This window comes from Halogeometricum sp. S3BR5-2 (genome assembly GCF_031624635.1).
Taxonomy (GTDB): Archaea; Halobacteriota; Halobacteria; order Halobacteriales; family Haloferacaceae; genus Halogeometricum; species Halogeometricum luteum.
On the sequence record NZ_JAMQOQ010000002.1, the window covers coordinates 816,597 to 832,996 of the forward strand.

General features: G+C 67.1%; 18 protein-coding genes. 9 read left to right on the plus strand and 9 right to left on the minus strand.

Features of this window, described 5'->3' with window-relative positions; translation table 11 throughout:
* Window positions 1-4: 4 nt before the first annotated feature.
* The 3 genes from NDI79_RS10755 to NDI79_RS10765 form a co-directional block, all read right to left on the minus strand.
* The gene (locus NDI79_RS10755) at window positions 5-973 is read right to left on the minus strand and encodes a carbohydrate ABC transporter permease (protein ID WP_310928727.1); all 969 of its coding nucleotides are present in this window, start codon (window positions 971-973) and stop codon (window positions 5-7) included.
* Window positions 974-989: 16 nt separating this feature from the next.
* Window positions 990-1,943 carry a carbohydrate ABC transporter permease gene (locus NDI79_RS10760; protein ID WP_310928728.1) on the minus strand — a complete coding sequence of 318 codons (954 nt, stop codon included), beginning with the start codon at window positions 1,941-1,943 and terminating at the stop codon, window positions 990-992.
* Window positions 1,944-2,062: 119 nt separating this feature from the next.
* Window positions 2,063-3,613, minus strand: coding sequence for a substrate-binding domain-containing protein (locus NDI79_RS10765; RefSeq protein WP_310928465.1), 1,551 nt, complete (start codon window positions 3,611-3,613; stop codon window positions 2,063-2,065).
* 318 nt (window positions 3,614-3,931) lie between these two features.
* Here NDI79_RS10765 and priS point away from each other — a divergent pair, with 318 nt between their 5' ends.
* From priS to bcp, 3 genes are all read left to right on the plus strand, one after another.
* On the plus strand, window positions 3,932-5,086 hold the full coding sequence (priS, locus tag NDI79_RS10770; protein WP_310928466.1) for a DNA primase small subunit PriS: 1,155 nt from the start codon (window positions 3,932-3,934) through the stop codon (window positions 5,084-5,086).
* Entirely contained in the window at window positions 5,086-6,108 is a 1,023-nt protein-coding gene (locus tag NDI79_RS10775; RefSeq protein ID WP_310928467.1) for a DNA replication complex subunit Gins51, read from the plus strand. Before priS ends, NDI79_RS10775 begins: the two co-directional genes overlap by 1 nt.
* Window positions 6,109-6,209: 101 nt before the next feature.
* A complete protein-coding gene (gene bcp / locus NDI79_RS10780; RefSeq protein WP_310928468.1) occupies window positions 6,210-6,677 on the plus strand; it encodes a thioredoxin-dependent thiol peroxidase in 468 nt (155 codons plus the stop codon).
* A 271-nt stretch (window positions 6,678-6,948) separates the two neighbouring features.
* On the opposite strand, the gene NDI79_RS10785 is transcribed toward bcp, so the two are convergent.
* A complete protein-coding gene (locus NDI79_RS10785) occupies window positions 6,949-9,213 on the minus strand; it encodes a CDC48 family AAA ATPase (protein ID WP_310928469.1) in 2,265 nt (754 codons plus the stop codon).
* The gene (locus NDI79_RS10790; protein ID WP_310928470.1) at window positions 9,210-9,458 is read right to left on the minus strand and encodes an Hsp20/alpha crystallin family protein; all 249 of its coding nucleotides are present in this window, start codon (window positions 9,456-9,458) and stop codon (window positions 9,210-9,212) included. The genes NDI79_RS10785 and NDI79_RS10790 overlap by 4 nt, the downstream gene beginning before the upstream one ends.
* A gap of 164 nt (window positions 9,459-9,622) precedes the next feature.
* On the opposite strand from NDI79_RS10790, the gene NDI79_RS10795 reads away from it, so the two are divergent.
* Window positions 9,623-10,399 carry an alpha/beta fold hydrolase gene (locus tag NDI79_RS10795; protein ID WP_310928471.1) on the plus strand — a complete coding sequence of 259 codons (777 nt, stop codon included), beginning with the start codon at window positions 9,623-9,625 and terminating at the stop codon, window positions 10,397-10,399.
* A gap of 4 nt (window positions 10,400-10,403) precedes the next feature.
* On the opposite strand, the gene panB is transcribed toward NDI79_RS10795, so the two are convergent.
* Window positions 10,404-11,213 carry a 3-methyl-2-oxobutanoate hydroxymethyltransferase gene (panB, locus tag NDI79_RS10800; RefSeq protein WP_310928472.1) on the minus strand — a complete coding sequence of 270 codons (810 nt, stop codon included), beginning with the start codon at window positions 11,211-11,213 and terminating at the stop codon, window positions 10,404-10,406.
* 90 nt (window positions 11,214-11,303) lie between these two features.
* On the opposite strand from panB, the gene NDI79_RS10805 reads away from it, so the two are divergent.
* The 4 genes from NDI79_RS10805 (at window position 11,304) to NDI79_RS10820 (ending at window position 13,254) form a co-directional block, all read left to right on the plus strand.
* A complete protein-coding gene (locus NDI79_RS10805; RefSeq protein WP_310928473.1) occupies window positions 11,304-11,549 on the plus strand; it encodes a type IV pilin domain-containing protein in 246 nt (81 codons plus the stop codon).
* A gap of 48 nt (window positions 11,550-11,597) precedes the next feature.
* Window positions 11,598-11,873, plus strand: a complete 276-nt coding sequence (locus NDI79_RS10810) for a DUF5822 domain-containing protein (protein WP_310924138.1) — start codon at window positions 11,598-11,600, stop codon at window positions 11,871-11,873.
* A gap of 76 nt (window positions 11,874-11,949) precedes the next feature.
* Entirely contained in the window at window positions 11,950-12,804 is an 855-nt protein-coding gene (locus NDI79_RS10815; protein ID WP_310928474.1) for an eIF2B alpha/beta/delta subunit family protein, read from the plus strand.
* A 63-nt stretch (window positions 12,805-12,867) separates the two neighbouring features.
* Window positions 12,868-13,254, plus strand: coding sequence for a DUF7522 family protein (locus NDI79_RS10820; RefSeq protein ID WP_310928475.1), 387 nt, complete (start codon window positions 12,868-12,870; stop codon window positions 13,252-13,254).
* Between the two features lie 16 nt (window positions 13,255-13,270).
* On the opposite strand, the gene NDI79_RS10825 is transcribed toward NDI79_RS10820, so the two are convergent.
* Together NDI79_RS10825 and NDI79_RS10830 are read right to left on the minus strand one after the other, a co-directional pair.
* The gene (locus NDI79_RS10825) at window positions 13,271-14,380 is read right to left on the minus strand and encodes a Gfo/Idh/MocA family protein (RefSeq protein WP_310928476.1); all 1,110 of its coding nucleotides are present in this window, start codon (window positions 14,378-14,380) and stop codon (window positions 13,271-13,273) included.
* 68 nt (window positions 14,381-14,448) lie between these two features.
* The gene (locus NDI79_RS10830; RefSeq protein WP_310928477.1) at window positions 14,449-15,417 is read right to left on the minus strand and encodes a sugar phosphate isomerase/epimerase family protein; all 969 of its coding nucleotides are present in this window, start codon (window positions 15,415-15,417) and stop codon (window positions 14,449-14,451) included.
* Window positions 15,418-15,521: 104 nt separating this feature from the next.
* Here NDI79_RS10830 and NDI79_RS10835 point away from each other — a divergent pair, with 104 nt between their 5' ends.
* Window positions 15,522-15,809 (plus strand): GYD domain-containing protein, encoded by a 288-nt coding sequence (locus tag NDI79_RS10835; RefSeq protein ID WP_310928478.1) that lies wholly within the window; start codon window positions 15,522-15,524, stop codon window positions 15,807-15,809.
* A 2-nt stretch (window positions 15,810-15,811) separates the two neighbouring features.
* Here the strand turns inward: NDI79_RS10835 and NDI79_RS10840 are convergent, their stop codons facing one another.
* Window positions 15,812-16,288, minus strand: a complete 477-nt coding sequence (locus NDI79_RS10840; RefSeq protein WP_310928479.1) for a GNAT family N-acetyltransferase — start codon at window positions 16,286-16,288, stop codon at window positions 15,812-15,814.
* Between the last annotated feature and the right edge of the window lie 112 nt (window positions 16,289-16,400).

Consider the following 16,400-nt stretch of genomic DNA (forward strand, 5'->3'; position numbering starts at 1 on the left):
TGGTTTACTCCTTGAGTGCTCCCGCGGTGAGTCCGCTGACGATTCGTTCCTGCGCGATGATGACGAGAATCGCGACGGGGAGAACCCCGACGATGCTCGCCGCCGCCATCAGGTTGTACGGCGTGTCGAACTGCCCCTGGTACTGGAGGATGCCCGCGACGATGGGCGCCCAACTGTCCGCCTGCCCGTTGTTCATCAGGAACGAGAAGAAGAACTCGTTGTACACGCTGATGAACGTGAGCACGCCCGCCGTGGCGACGCCGGGCGCCGACAGCGGGATGATGACGCGGAACAGCGCGCCGAGTCGGGTCGTCCCCTCGACGCGCGCCGCGTCCTCCAATCCGTCCGGAATCTGCCCGTAGAACGTCGTGAGGATGAAGATGGACAGCGGCATGAACAGCGCGCTGAACGGCAACACCATCGGGACGGGCGTGTTGAACAGGTCGGGTGAGGACACCGTCACCGGACCCATCACGATGTCGAGACCGCCGGTGAACAGCTCGAACAGCGGCAGCAGGAACGCCGCCGGCGGGAAGTACGAGATGGCGAGAATCGCCAGCATGAGCGCTCCCTTACCGGGGAACGTCAGCCGTCCGAAGACGTAGCCCGCGAGGCTCGCCAACAGGAGGACGATGATGGTCGTCGTGATGGCGAGCACGAAACTGTTGAACATGAAGTAGTGGAACGGCACCCGCTGGAACATGGTGACGAACACCTCGACGTTGAACCCCTTCGGCAGCAGCCCCATGTTGGAGATGAGCCGGTCGGGCGTCAGCGCCAGCACGAACAGCCAGTAGAACGGGAACAGCGTCGTCACGACGAAGAACACCGTGGCGACGTAGAACATCGCTTTGTACACCCGCTCGGGGCTCTGGATGGACCGGTCGACCCAGCGGCCGAGCGGTCCGCGTTTCATCTCCGCGTCGCCGCGGAACGGGTTCTCGCTCTCGTTGGCCGTCCCGCCGTCGGTCATAGTCTCTCTCGACATATCAGAAGCCTCCCTCCGCGCTCGCGAACTTCACGATGTACACCGAGACGACGACGCCGATGATGGCCGCGGTGACGAACGCGATGGTGGCCGACGTGCCGTACAGCGGTGCGTTGAACGTCTGAACGACCATACACGACAGCGACGGAACGACGGCGCATCCCGACATCGTCTCGATGATGCCGTACACCCGCATCGACGCGATGGTGCGGAACAGCATCGCCACCAGCACCGTCGGCAGGATGAGGGGGAACGTTATCATCTTGAACTGCTGCCAGTTCGACGCGCCCGCGACTTTCGCCACGTCGTACAGCGAGCGGTCGATGCTCTGCAGTCCCGCGAGGATGAGAAGCGCCATGAACGCCGACGTCTTCCACACGTCGGCGACGACGATGAGGAACAGCGAGTCCTGCGTGCTGGCCAGCGGCGTCGTCCCGATGAGACCGAGTTGGTTGAGAATCGCCGGGTTCTGCGCGTTCCCGACGAGGAAGCCGATGTTCGGCTGGAACAGCAGGTAGAAGATCATCCCCTGGATGACGATGGGCACCGCCCACGGGATGATGATGGCGACGCGGACCCAGCGGCGGCCGCGGAAGTCCTGGTTGAGGACGAGCGCCTGCCCGAAGCCGACGATGGTCTCGAAGATGACGCTCACCACCGTGAAGATAAGCGTCACCATCAGCGCGCTCCCGAGCACGTTCGTGACGTACGGGAACGACGAGGAGAACCCCGGCAGGAAGTTCGCCGGGAGCAGCGGGTCTTTCTGACCGGTCAGTAGCTGTACGTAGTTCTGTAGGCCGACGAACTCACCGAGGCGCGCCGCGCCCGTGAGTCGGTCGGCGAACAGAGACATCCTGAACGTCGAAAGGAGGGGGTAGATCGCGATGACGAGCAACAGCAGTAGCGCCGGTATCAACAGCAGATACGCGTACTGCGCCTCCGACAACATCTCCATGCGCCGGACGATGGAGAGGCCTGCCCCGGAGCGCTCGCTGTCACGGATACTCCCCGAAGAATCCTGTTCTGTACTCATGATAAACGATGATGTTCGGTGTTGTTAAGCGTATTGCCCCGTCAGACGCTCTGTTCGATCTGTTCGAGCGAGCTCTTGAGGTCGGACATCGCTTGCTCGGGCGTCTTGTTCTGGGCGTACGCCGCGTTGACTTCGCTGGCGATGCGGTCGGACTGCTGCGGCCAGACGACCGTCACCGGGCGCGGCACCGCGTTCTCGCCGGCCACGCGGAGCTGTTCGACGTAGCGGCCCATGACCGGGACCTGGCTCGCGCGGTCGGACTGCAGCAGTTCCGGGCGCGGGGGAATCCAGCCCATGACCTCGAACATCCGAAGCTGGAAGTCCTCGGACATCATGGCGCGCATGACCTGCGCCGCGGCGCTCTTCTGCTGGGAGCTCGAGTTCGGGTTCATCGTGATGTGCCAGCCGCCGAGGGCCGCCACGGGACCGCCCGTACCCTCGTACTGCGCTTCCTCCTGGGTGACGCCGTACGGGATGGGCATCACGCCGAGGTCCTCGCCGAAGTACTCCTCGGAGCCGTTCTGCGCGATGGCGTACGGCCAGTTGCGGAGCGCCACGGCGTTGCCGTTCGCGAAGGGGGCCATCGAGGGGTCCTCCACCCACTGGAGCACCGCGTCCGGCGAGATGTTCTGGTAGCCTTCCAACCCGTGCTGGTCGGGGCCCTCGCCGTGGATGAACGAGCGAATCATCCGGATGGACTGGAGCACTCCCTCCTCCTCGACGGTGATGGGTCGGTCGCCGACGGGGCCGAACAGGTTGTCGTGCGACCCGAAGTAGGCGCCGCCCCACGAGGTCATGAACTCGTTGAAGTCACAGCAGGACAGCCCCTCGTAGACGCTGGCCTGGAAGTTGAAGCCGAACTGGAGGTCGTTCTGCTGTTGGACGTCGGCGACCATCTCGGAGAACGCCTGCCACTGCATCGACTCGGTCGCCCAGTTCTCGCCCTCGGGGTCGTAACCCGCCTGCTCGACGAGGTCTTTCCGGTACTGGACGGTCGGGAAGTCCGGGAACAGCGGGATGCCGTACAGGTCGCCGGAGTCCGGGCTCTGCGCCGTCTGGACGCTGGCCTGGAAGTACGTGTCCTCGACCTCCGAAATCCACTCGGAGGGCAGCGCCGCCGAGAGGTTCTGGATCTGCTCGCGCGCGATGAACGGAATCGTCCACCCGCTGTCCATCATCAGGAGCGCGGGCTCCTCGCGGCCGCCGTTGAGCCACGTCTGATACTGGCTCTGCCGGTTGTCCGTCACCTGCGACCCGGAGAGAATCTCCACGGAGATGCTGTCCGGGAGACCGGCGTCTCGGAGCGCCTGCCTCAGCGCGTCGGCGTTGTCCGCCGCGCGGGAGTCCGCCGCCCACTGGATGGTGATATCTTCGGACGGCGCGGAGGTGTCGATCTGCTCGCCGTTGCCGTTTCCGGAACCGGTCCCGCCGCCGCTGCCGCCCTCGGTGCCCTCACCGTCGCCGCCGTTCGTGCTGCTGATGCAACCCGCCAGACCGACAGCAACACCGGAGGCCCCGGCCGCCTTCACGAAGCGTCGTCGCGAAACGCCGCTGAGCTTCCGCCTACCTTCGGATGAATCAGTATCAACCATTACAGTCAGTACTGTTAGAATCAGGATTATTTATAGTTTTGGTAGCAGTAACTACGGGAGTTGTAGTAATCTGGTTGTCACTATTCGAGAACGTCGAGACACCGCGAACGCGGTCCGATTCGGACCGCGCCGGAACCGCACGACCACACGGACGGGGATAAGGAGCTCTCGGCCATAACGCTTACCAATTGTTGGTTATCGAGTTCGTCGTTCGTTCGAACGGCTCGGTTCGTTCGGCGGGCCGTCCGGACCCGGCGGGCGTCCGCCCCGACGAAGACGCAACCGCTTTACTCCCGCCTTCGTTATCACCGCAGAGCTATGGAGGCACGAACGCGGGAGTACCTGGAGGGGCGGTTCGGCGACTACTACCGCCGTGCGGCCGTCTCCCTCCCGCCCGCCTCGGAGCGGCGCGAGTGGGGGTACATCCCGTGGAGCGCCGGCGGGACGACGATGGTCCGCCACCAGTCCATCCTCGACCTCGGGGACGTGAGCGACTTCCTCGCGCGGACGGCCCCCCGGCACGTCTACTTCTCCTCGGCGCGATTCGACGACCCCGGCGCGGGGACGATGGACGAGAAGGGCTGGCGGTCGGCCGACCTCGTGTTCGACCTGGACGCCGACCACCTGCCGGGCGTCGACCCCGAGACGACCCCGTACGCGGAGATGCTCGCGGCCTGCAAGGAGGACCTGCTGAAGCTTCTGGACTTCCTGGACGAGGACTTCGACTTCCGGGAGACGCAGGTCGTCTTCTCCGGCGGCCGCGGCTACCACGTTCACGTGCGCGACGAATCGGTGCGCGGACTCGACAGCGAGGCGCGCCGCGAAATCGTCGACTACGTCCGCGCCATCGACCTCGACGTGGAGGGTCTGGTCGGCACGGAGTCGAACCGCGGGACGACCCGGCGCGTCCTCCGCCGCCGCGGCGGGTGGGGCGCGCGCGTGCACGACAGGCTTCTGACGCTCGCCTCCGACCTCCGCGAGATGGACGAGGCGTCGGCGCTGGAGCGACTGCAGGAACTACAGGGTATCGGCGAGGGGCGCGCACAGACTATCCTCGGACAGATTCACGACAACTTCGACGCCATCCGCGAGGGTAACGTCGAGGCCGGCGGTCCGGGGACGCGAATCCTCGTGGACGCCCTGGCGCGCGAGGCCGTCGAGGCGGAGACGGCGCCCATCGACGAACCGGTGACGACGGACACGAAGCGGCTCATCCGCCTGCCGGGGAGCCTCCACGGCGGGTCGTCGCTGCGGGTGAAGGCGCTCGACCGCGACGAGGTCGACGGCTTCGAACCGCTCGAAGACGCCGTCGTCGACCGGTTCCGCGGGAACGACATCGACGTCCGCGTGACGGACCCGGGGCCGGTCGAGTTCGACGGCGATAGTTTTACACTTAGCGAAGGCGACCAGTCTCTGGAAGAGTGCCTCGGAGTCTTTCTCATGGCCCGAGGGCGCGCGGAGAAGATCAGATAATGGATTTAGACGAGTTACGGAGCGTCCGACGGACGGAACGGCAGAAGGACAGCCTCCAGCATCTCCGGGACTCGTTCTACGAGGACGTGGCCGACTACATCGCACAGCAGAAGGCCGAGCGGAAACGGGCCGCCGACCGCGCGGACGACCCGTTCTCCGACCCCGAGGTCGGTCGTCTCACGGACGAGATAGAGACCGCCGAAGACGTCGTCGAGGCCGTCTACGAACGCCGCGTCGGCAAGGTGGTCAAACTCGCCTCCTTCGCCGCGGCGGACATGAGCGCCGACACCAACGGCCTCACCGCCGAGGAGCGGAACCTGTTCGACGGGTTGGTCGACCGCATCAAGCGGAACCGCGAGACCGTTCTGGACGTCCTCGCGGGCAAACGCTCCGGCGCGGCGTCCGACTCCGACTCCGACGCTGTCTCCGCCGACCCCGTCGGACCGGCCGGCGAGGGGCCGACGCCGGAGGCGGACGTGGCGGACCCGGCCGACGGGTCCTCCGCGACCCGCGGGACGGGCGAGGAGACGGCCGCCGACCCGGCCGACGACGCGCCCCCGACCCCGCCGGACGTGAGCCCCGACGCGCCGACGGGCGGGTCGGGCGACGTGCTCGCGGACGCGATGGGCGGCGGGACGGACGCCGACGGAGCGGAGGGGGCGGGCGCGGAGGGCGCCACGGACGCCGCTTCGACGGGGAGGGACGTCGAGAGCGACGCCCCGGACGCGCCCGCCGACTCACGGCAGGCGGCCGCCGACCGTCCCGCGACCGAGGCGGACGCCGTCGCCGGCGACGGGGACGGTAACGAGGCGGATTCTGAGACCGAACCGGAACCTGACGACGCGGCGGGCGACGCCGACGCGGACACCGACCGCGTCACCCTCCGCATCACCCGCGACGTGGGACAGATACTCGGCGTCGACGAACGCGAGTACGACCTCGCCACGGAGGACGTGGTCACCCTGCCGGCGACGAACGCCGGTCCCCTCGTCGAACGCGGCGCGGCCGAACGGCTCGACTGACCTCGGTCCCGAATCTGTCGGCCCGACCAGTCCGACCCGACCCGCCCGACCGCTTCGCCGCGACCGGCGCCGTTTTGACGCTCCCGGCCGACGGACGAGACATGCTCAGCGTCGGCGACGAGGCGCCGGATTTCGAGTTGGAGAATCAGGACGGCGAGACGGTGTCGCTCTCGGAGTTCGAGGGCGAGTACGTCGTCGTCTACTTCTACCCCCGCGCGAACACGCCGGGGTGCACCACCGAGGCCTGCGAGTTCCGCGACGCCTACGACGAGTTCGGAGACCGCGGCGTCACCGTCCTCGGAATCAGCGACGACCCCATCTCGGACCTCAAGGCGTTCGAGGACGACCACGACCTGCCGTTCCCCCTCCTCTCCGACGAGGACGGGTCGGTCGCCTCGGCGTACGACTCCTACGGCGAGAAGAACATGTTCGGCGACACCTTCGACGGCGTCTTCCGCAACACGTACGTCGTCGGACCGGACGGAGAGATAGCGTTCGCCTACGAAGGCGTCTCCCCGGAGGGACACGCCGAGCAGATTCTCTCGGACCTCGACGAAGCGGGCGCGTAAGGCGCCGACGCGGGGTTTCCGCCCGACGTTCGAATTCGGTGGATTCGGTCGCCCCCGTCGGTCGGTTCGTCGAATCGCTCGCCGAACACACCGTATTTCCGGTAAAATAAACTCTCAACTGGTGGATTTCGTCTCTTCCCGGGAGAACGTATCTCTACGTAGCGGTGGGGTGCGCTAAAAGGTCGTCGGTCGGCCGGTCGAATCGTCGGGGAAAAACGGCGTCGAACGGCGGCGAGCGCGGTACGGCTTCGAGTTCGAGGGGTAGCGTCCCTTACTGGAACGTCCGGCCGACCTCGGCCTCGGGTTCGCGCTCCACGTCGCTCTTCTGGAACCGCTCTTCGATCTCCTCGTAGCGGCGGCGCGTCTCCTCCGTGACGCTCGGGGGAACCTCGTCGAGGGCCGTCTCGAAGTGCTCCATCGTGACGCGAACGTTGCCGATGGACTCCGTGACCTCCTCGCGACTCACGCTGCGGATGAACTCGCGGCTGGCGGCCATCGACGCCTCGCGGCAGACCGCCTCGATGTCGGCGCCGACGTAGCCCTCCGTCTTCCGCGCGAGTTTGTCGAGGTCGACGTCGTCCGCGAGCGGTTTGTGCTCGGTGTGGACGCCGAAGATGGCGCGACGGGCCTCCTCGTCGGGCACCGGCACGTGGACGTGCCGGTCGAGTCGGCCGGGGCGGAGCAGGGCCGAGTCGATGAGGTCGGGTCGGTTCGTCGTCGCGATGACGACCACGTCCTCGAGCGATTCGAGGCCGTCGAGTTCGGTCAGGAGTTGCGAGACGACGCGCTCGGAGACGCCCGAGTCGCCCGAGTTACGACCGCGTTCGGTGGCGATGGAGTCTATCTCGTCGAAGAACACCACCGTCGGGGCGTTCTCGCGTGCCTTCTTGAATATCTCGCGGACGCCCTTCTCGGACTCGCCGACGTACTTGTTGAGCAGTTCCGGCCCCTTCACGGAGATGAAGTTGGACTCGGACTCGTTGGCGACGGCCTTCGCGAGCAGGGTCTTCCCCGTCCCCGGCGGGCCGTACAGCATCACGCCCTTGGCGGACTGCATGTCCATCTGCTCGAACACCTCGGGGTACTCCAGCGGCCACTGGATGGTCTCGCGGAGGCGCTCTTTGGTGGCTTCGAGGCCGCCCACGTCCTCCCACGTCACGTCGGGGACTTCGACGAACACCTCGCGGAGCGCGGAGGGCTCGATGCCCTTCATCGCGTCCTTGAAGTCGTCGTCGCGGACCTCTAAGGACTCCAGCACCTCGGTGTCTATCTCGTCGGAGTCGAGGTCCAACTGCGGGCGGATGCGCCGCAGGGCGTTCATCGCGGCCTCCTTGGCGAGGCTCTCGACGTCGGCGCCGACGAAGCCGTGCGTGATGTCGGCGTACTCGTCGAGGTCGACGCCCTCGGCGGTGGGCATGCTGCGCGTGTGGACCTGCAGTATCTCCTTGCGGCCCTCGCGGTCCGGCACGCCGATTTCGATCTCGCGGTCGAACCGGCCGCCGCGGCGGAGGGCGGGGTCGATGGCGTCGACGCGGTTGGTCGCGCCGATGACGACGACCTCGCCGCGTTCGTCGAGCCCGTCCATCAGGCTGAGCAACTGCGCGACGACGCGTCGCTCCACGTCGCCGCCCGCTTCACCGCGCTTCGGCGCGATGGAGTCTATCTCGTCGATGAAGACGATGGCGGGGGCGCTCTCCTCGGCCTCCTCGAATATCTCGCGGAGCTGCTCCTCCGATTCGCCGTAGTACTTCGACATGATCTCCGGGCCGGAGATGGTGTGGAAGCTGGCGTCTATCTCGTTGGCGACGGCCTTGGCGATGAGCGTCTTCCCGGTGCCCGGCGGGCCGTGCAGGAGCACACCCTTCGGCGGTTCGATGCCGAGGCGCTTGAACAGTTCCGGGTGGCGCATCGGGAGCTCGATCATCTCTCTGACCTGCTCCAGTTCGCGGTCGAGGCCGCCGATGTCCTCGTAGGTGACCGACGGGCCCTCGCCGCTGCCGCCCTCGCCGGAGCCGTGAATCTCCTCGGCGGGCTTCTGGCTGATCTGGACCTCCGTGGAGTCGGTGATGACGACCGTCCCCTGCGGCTGCGTGGAGGCGACCTTCACCGGGACCGACTGGTTCGAGGAGGTCATGAAGCCGAACCCGAGGGGAAGCTGGATGCTCTGGCCCTTCGTGACGGGCTGACCCGAGAGCTTATCGCGGATGTACGTCCCGACGTTGCCGCCGATGCGGAGGTTCTGCGGGAGCGCGATGGAGACCGTCTTGGCGGGCTTGACGTCCGCGCGCTCGACCTGCACGCGGTCGTCGATGCCGACGTTCGCCTGCTGGCGGAGTCGGCCGTCGATGCGGATGACGCCCGTCTCGCGGTCCTCGGGGTAGCCCGGCCACACGCGCGCGATGGCGGTGCCGCCGTCGCCGTCGATGCGGATGTAGTCGCCGCCCTCTAAACCGAGCTCTTCGGCGGCCTCGCGGTCGATAGCCGCGAGTCCGCGTCCGGCGTCCTTCTGCTTCAGTGGTTTGACGATGAGTTTCATTTTTGAACGGTGATGGTGAGTACGCCGTTGTTCGTGGCGACCGCTACGTCCTCACCGGGGAGTTCGAATTCCGTCTCGGTAATTGTATCGCCCGATTCGGCGACGACGATGGCGGTCGTTCCGACCACGTCGACGCTCACGTCGCCGTCGAACGCGCCCGTGTCGGCGGCGATGACCCACTCGTTCTCGTACTCGTAGCGGCGGAGGAACCGCTCGTCTCCGCCGGCGAACTGTTGCGTACTCATGTTGGGACCTAACCATAGGTAATCTGCGAAAGAATATAAATGTTTCGTCGAAGAATCGGGGTACGGCAGCCGCTTCCCGACTGAACGGTCGTATTGTGGTTCACGGCCGAGCGGTGTGCGGGTCCCGCGCGGGCCTTTATCAGCGGCCGGCGTCAACGGTGGCTATGGATACCGTCACGCACCACGGCCGGGAGACGGCGTACCGGGTCACCGACCGCGGGGGGACCGGACCGACGCTCCTGTTCGTCCACGGCAGCGGGGGGACGCACGCCGTCTGGAAGTCCCAGTTCCGCCTCGCCGACGAGACGCCCGTCGCCGCCCTCGACCTGAGCGGACACGGCGAGAGCGGCGACGTGAACGCCGACTCGGGGTACGAGGCGCTGTCGGCGTACGCGGACGACGTCGTCGCCGTCGCCGAGGCGACGGGCGCGTCGGTGCTGGTCGGCAACTCGCTCGGCGGCGCCGTGGCGCTCACCGTCGCCCTCGAACGCGAGATTCCGCTCGACGGCCTCGTCCTCGCGGGCACGGGCGCGAGGTTGCGGGTTCTCGACGACCTGCTGCGGTGGCTCTCGGAGGACTTCGACCGCGCCGTGGAGTTCCTCCACCAGCCCGAACTGCTGTTCGCCGACCCGGACAGCGAGTACGTCGAGTTCTCGCGGGAGGCGATGCGGTCGGTCGGTCGCGCCGTCACCGAACGCGACTTCCGCACCTGCCACGCGTTCGACGTGCGCGAGGACCTCGGAGAGATTTCGACGCCGGCGCTGGCGCTGGTCGGCGAACACGACCGGCTCACGCCGCGGCGCTACCACGAGTACCTCGCCGAGGAGATGCCGGACTGCGAACTCGGCGTCGTCGAGGGCGCCGCCCACCTCGCGATGCTGGAGCGACCGGAGGCGTTCAACGCCGCCGTCAGCGACTTCGCGGAGCGGCGAGTGGAGTAGGAGGCTAGTACAACTCGTCCAGTTCGTCGGCGGTGTGGCCGTGCTCCTCGGCCGGGAACTCGCCGGACTCGACCGCCTCGCGGTACTCCGAGACGGCGTCGAGCATCTCGCTTCTGAGGTCGCCGAACTGCTTCGAGAACGGCGGCGACCGCTCGGAGAGACCGAGGACGTCGTCGACGACGAGCACCTGCCCGTCGCAGTCCCCGCCCGCGCCGATGCCGATGGTGGGAATCGAGAGCGCGTCGGTCACCTGCGCGGCGAGGTTGGCGGGGACGTGTTCGAGCACCAGGGCGAACGCCCCGGCGTCCTCGTGTCTGCGGGCCAAATCGAGTATCTCGTGGGCCTCGTCGCGAGTCGTCCCCTGCCGGCCGTAGCCCGTCTCCTTCACCCGTTGGGGCGTGAGGCCGAGGTGCGCCATCACGGGAACGCCGAGTTCGACGAGTCGTTCCGTGAGGTCGACCGTGCGGGGGCCGGACTCCAACTTCACCGCGTCGGCCTCGGCCTCCTTCAGCATCCGACCGCAGTTCCGAACGCTCTCGGCGTCGTCGACGCCGACGGAGAGGAAGGGCATGTCGGCGACGACGAGGGCGTCGTCGGCGCCGCGCGCGACGGCCGCCGTCCGCGACGCTATCTCGTCGACGGTGACCGGGAGCGTCGACTCGTAGCCGAGGTCGGTGTTGCCGACGCTGTCGCCGACGAGGAGCACGTCGATACCCGCGTCGTTCGCCACTCGGGCGGTCGTCGCGTCGTAGGCGGTCAGCATCGTGATGGGCGTCGCGCCCGCCATCTCGCGCACGTCGCGTACCGTCGTCATGCCCTATCCGACTCCGCTTTCCGTGTTAAGCGTCCCGTTGTCACTCATTCAATGAACTCGTTATGTTGGATGAGCGTGACTGACAGCTCGATGTCCCCGCTCGCGCGGACGACGGACCGCGGCGTCTCCCCCCGTTCTCGGGGGACGCTGATGCTCCTCGTCGTCGTCCTTCTGGCCGCCGTCCTGGGCGGTATCGCCTTCGGATTTCAGGACTTCCTCGTCGAACCCGGCCCCCGGGTCGCGTTCGACGTCGAGTACCACGCCGACGGGTCGACGTCGACGCTCCGCGAGATACCGATTCCGCGCGAACCCGTCTCGAAATCCGCCGACTGCTGAGGCGCGGAAACCGGCACGCATTACTCGCTCGCCCCGAAGGGCTACACCGTGTCACGCGTCGAACGGACCAACCCCGACGGAGTCGACTACGGGTGGGTGATGCAGACGACGTTTGTCGTCACCATCCTCACCGGGTCGCCCACCGTCGCCGCCCTCTCGGTCGCCTACGACCTCCCGACGTGGGCCGCGCGCGTCTCCTTCGCCGTCCGGGTCGGGGCGGTCATCTGGATTCTCACCGCCGTCGCCGTCTTCCTCTACGCGAAGCGGACGGACGCCGGGGACGGCGGCACCCCACCGGAGGCGGCGGTGGACGCCGACGACTGAGTCCGCGCGCCGCGTCCGCAAATCGCCCGCGGGCGATGCCCGGAAACTCTTTGTCCCGACTCCGTGACCTGCGGGTATGATTGACGACACGATAGAGGAAATCAGGGAGATGCAGACGCACAGTTCCTCGGTCGTCGCCATCAAAGCCGCGCGCGCGCTGACGGACCTCCTCGACCGCGACCACGCGACGGTCGAGGAGTTCGAACGCGACCTCGAACGCAACGTGGGCGCGCTGAAGCGTGCGAATCCGTCGCACGCGTCCCTGTACAACGCGATGCAGGAGATCGTCGACCGGGTGAAGGGGGAGGCGTCGTCGGTCGAGGAGGCGAAGGCGCTCACCGAGGAGTCCATCGAACGGGTCGTCGACGACGTCGAACAGGGGAAGTCCCGCGCGGCCGCCCACGCCGCGGATACGTTCGCGGACGGCGAGACGTTCCTCACGCACGACTACTCCTCGACGGTGCTCGACGCCGTCAAGGGCGCCGCGTCGGCCGGGACGAACCTCACCGCCTACGTGACGGAGGCCCGTCCGCGCTACCTCGGACGGAAGTCGGCGCGGACGCTCGCGGACATCGACCGGGTCGAACCGCACCTTCTCGTCGACGGCGCGGCGGGCATCTTCCTCGAAAAGTGCGACCGGGTCGTCGTGGGGATGGACTGCATCGTCGGCAACACCCTGTACAACCGCGTCGGCACGTTCCCCATCGCCGCCACTGCCAACGAACTCGACGTGCCCGTCACCGTCGTCGGGTCGGGCGCGAAGGTGGTCGAGAGCGGCTTCGTCTTCGAGAACGAGATTCGCTCCTCGGCGGAGGTGTCGCTGGAACCCGTCGAGAACGTCTACATCGAGAACCCCGCCTACGACGCCACGCCGATGACGCTCGTCGACCAGGTCATCACCGACGACGGCGTCCTCCACTTCGAGGTCTGACCCCGTTCTCTCTCGTGATAGACGGGACCGAGGGTTATTTCTCCGGGGCGGCGTCGAGGGCGTATGTCTATCGCAGAGCTGGTCGAGCGCCTCCGGGCGGAACTCCGCGGGGACCTGCGGTGCTGCGTGGAGTACGCGGACGCGGAGGTACACCCGCACTACCTCCGGTCGGACGTGGACCCCGCGACGGCGCGCGAGCACGCGCACCTCCTCCGACGGTTCTACATCGGACAGGAGTCCATCCGGCGCCACGAGATGCTACCGAGCGCCCCGGGCGAGCACCGAGGGTCGGTGCACTACTTCGAGGAACTCGTCGCGCTCATGGTCCCCGTGTCGGCGGGCGTCACCGTCGGCGTCTTCTTGGACGGCGACTCCACGGCGCTGCCGGAACCGCGACTCTCGCGGTGGTCGAGCGAGTGGTCCGCGGCGGCGGCCGACGAGACCCCGTGAACGGTCCGGCGCCCGCTCAGGGCTCGACCCACTCGCCGCTCTCGTCGGAGCGCTCGACGGCGTCGAGAACCCGCTGGACCTCGTAGCCGTCCCCGAAGGACGGGTGGAACTCCTCGCCGTCGCGCACCGCCGAGAGGAACTCGTAGTTCTCGTGGACGAACGTGTGCTCCCAGCCGAGGACGTGCCCCGGCGGCCACCAGTGGTCGAGGTACGGGTCGTCGCCGTCCGTGACGAGAATCGTCTCGTACCCCCGTCCGTCGCCGCGCTTGTACTCCAGTTCGTTCAGTCGCTCCAAGGAGAACTTCAGGCTCCCCTCCGTCCCGTGGACCCGAATCGTGTGGTCGTTCTTGTGGCCGTCGGCCACCCGAGAGGCCTCGAACGTGCCCATCGCGCCGTTCTCGTACTCCACCTGCGCCGTGTAGGCGTCGTCGACGGTCACCGCTCTGGTCTCGTCTTCGCCCTCGACCGGTCGCTCGTCGACGAACGTCCGGAGGTGGCCGGAGACGCGGTCTATCTCGCCCGCACGCTCGCCGACGAGGAAGCGCGCGAGGTCGACCGTGTGCGCGCCCAGGTCACCGAGGGCGCCGCTCCCGGCCAGTTCCTTCGAGTTGCGCCACGACCACGGCGCCTCGGGGTCGACGAGCCAGTCCTGTAGGTAGCGTCCGTTTATCTCCCGAATCTCGCCGAGTTCGCCGTCGTCGATGAGTCCTTTCGCGTACCGAATCGCGGGGACGAAGCGGTAGTTGAACGCGTTGCCCGCGGGGACGCCGGCGTCGGCGGCGGCGTCGCGCATCTCCTCCGCAGTTTCGAGGGTGGGCGCGAGCGGTTTCTCGCAGAAGACGGGCGTGCCGGCCTCCAGCGCCGCGATGGAGGGTTCGGCGTGGACGTGGTTGGGGCCGAGGTTGTAGAAGGCGTCCACCTCGTCTATCACCGACTCCCACTCGGTCGAGGTGTGCTCGAAGCCGAGTTCGTCGGCGGCGTCGGCGAGTGCCTCCTCGTCGCGGCCGACGAGGGTGTGTCGATTTATCTCCGGTGCGTCGGGGAAGAACATCGGCAGTCGCGCCAATGCGTTCGAGTGGGCTTTACCCATGAACCGGTAGCCGAGGATTCCGATGTCGAGCGCCATGCCGGCGCTTCACGCGGCGGCGGTTTAGCGTTTCATATCCGTCGGGTCCCCGACGCTTTGCGCGCCCCTCACTCCGCCCAGTAGGCCTCGCCCGGTTGCGTGTCGAACACGGCGCGGTCGAGGATGTCGACGGCCTTCTCCAGTCCCTCGTTCGAGGAGGTCAGCGAGTCCTCGTGTTCGATGGAGAGCGCCCCCTCGTAGCCCACCATTCGGAGCGTCGACACCACGTCCTTCCAGTGGCTCTCGCCGTGGCCGTAGCCGATGGAGCGGAACAGCCACGAACGGTTCGACTCGTCGGTGTAGTCGGTGGTGTCGAGGACGCCTTTCAATCTCGAGTTCCACGTGTACACCTTCGTGTCCTTCGCGTGGAAGTGGTGGATGGCGTCCTTCTCGCCGAGGAAGCGGATGGCGTGGCAGACGTCGATGTCCTGCCAGTAGAGGTGCGAGGGGTCGAAGTTCGCGCCGATGCGCTCGTTGGTCGCCTCCCGCAGTCGCATCATGCCCGAGGGCTCGTAGACGAGCATGTTCGGGTGCATCTCGATGCCGACGTTCACGCCGTGGTCGTCGGCGAACTCGGCCAGTTCGGACCAGTAGTCGACGGCCACCTCCCACTGGTAGTCGTGCGCGTCGGCGTGCTCCGTCGGCCACGGCGCGGTGATCCAGTTGGGCACCTCGTCGTTCGGCCCGCCCGCGGGAAGGCCGGAGAAGCCGGTGACCGTGTCCACGTCGAGGGCGTCCGCGAGTTCGATGGCCTCGCGCAGTTCCGTGTCGGCCTCCTCGGCCTGCTCTTCGTCGGGGTGCAGCGGGTTGTTATGCGTCGCCAGCGCGCTAATCTGCATGTCGTGTTCGTCGACCAAATCGAGCAGTTCCTCCTGTTTCTCCTCGTCGTCGAGGGTCGCCCGCCGGTCGACGTGGTCGTCGCCGGGGAAGCCGCCGACGCCGAGTTCGACGCCGTCGACGCCGATGTCGTCGAGGTACGAGAGCGCGTCGGGGAGCGATTCGCCGCCGAGCGGAACCGTGAGTACGCCGATGTACATACGCGGACCAAGAGGCGGCGTTCGATTAAAGGTTGAGGATGGGGCGGAAAGAGGACGGCGGCGGTACGCACAGCCTTTTGTTCCTTCGGCGTCCAGTGGGAATTATGCCGACGTATATCGCGCACGTCGACGTCGACGAGATGGAGTACCAGAACCCGCAGGAGTTCGCGTCCATCTGGGGCTCGATCCGCGAAGACGTCGAACAGGCCGGCGGCGAACTCCTCGACACGCACGCCGTCCTCGGCCCGTACGACTTCGACGTTCGCTTCCGCGTCGACGGCGACGACGAGGCGTTCGAGGTGACGCAACTCATCGAGCGTCACGGCCTCGACACCGAGACGTACCAGGCGCTCCCGGTCGACCGTCTCGGCGAAATCGTCGACGACGTGTAGGGCTACCGTCGGAACAGGTCCGAGAACTTCTCGCGGATGCTCGCTTTCTCGCCGAGGCGGAGGTAGTAGGCGTCGCCGCCGTCCTCGTAGTAGCTCGTTATCTCCCGTTTGACCTCGAAGCCGATGTTCTTGTAGAACGCCAACGCGCCCTCGTTCGTCGTCCGGGCGTGACAGGAGACCGACCGGTGGTCGCGGGCCACCTCGGCGACGAGTCGTTCGCCGTAGCCCTGCCCGCGCGCCTCGGGCGCGACGGCGAGAAAGAGGATGTAGCCGTCGCGCCGCGTCGAGGCGAAACCGATGAGCGTCTCGTCCTCGAAGTACAGGTGCGTCGTCGCGCGGCGGTAGGCGTCGATGAAGAAGCCGCGACGCTGCTTCAGCACGCCCTCGGACCGCCGGATGCGCTCTTTCAGCTCCCACGCCTGTTCGGCGTGTTCCGCGGACCCCGGTTGATCCACCCGTTTCTCCACGTTGACGCTCACGCCACCCGATAGAATGGTCACGAATATAACTCCTCCGTCGGGGGAACCGCCGTCGAGCGGAATCTCTCTCCTCGACGATACGTCGGGAACGGACGGGCCACGAACGTTTTGT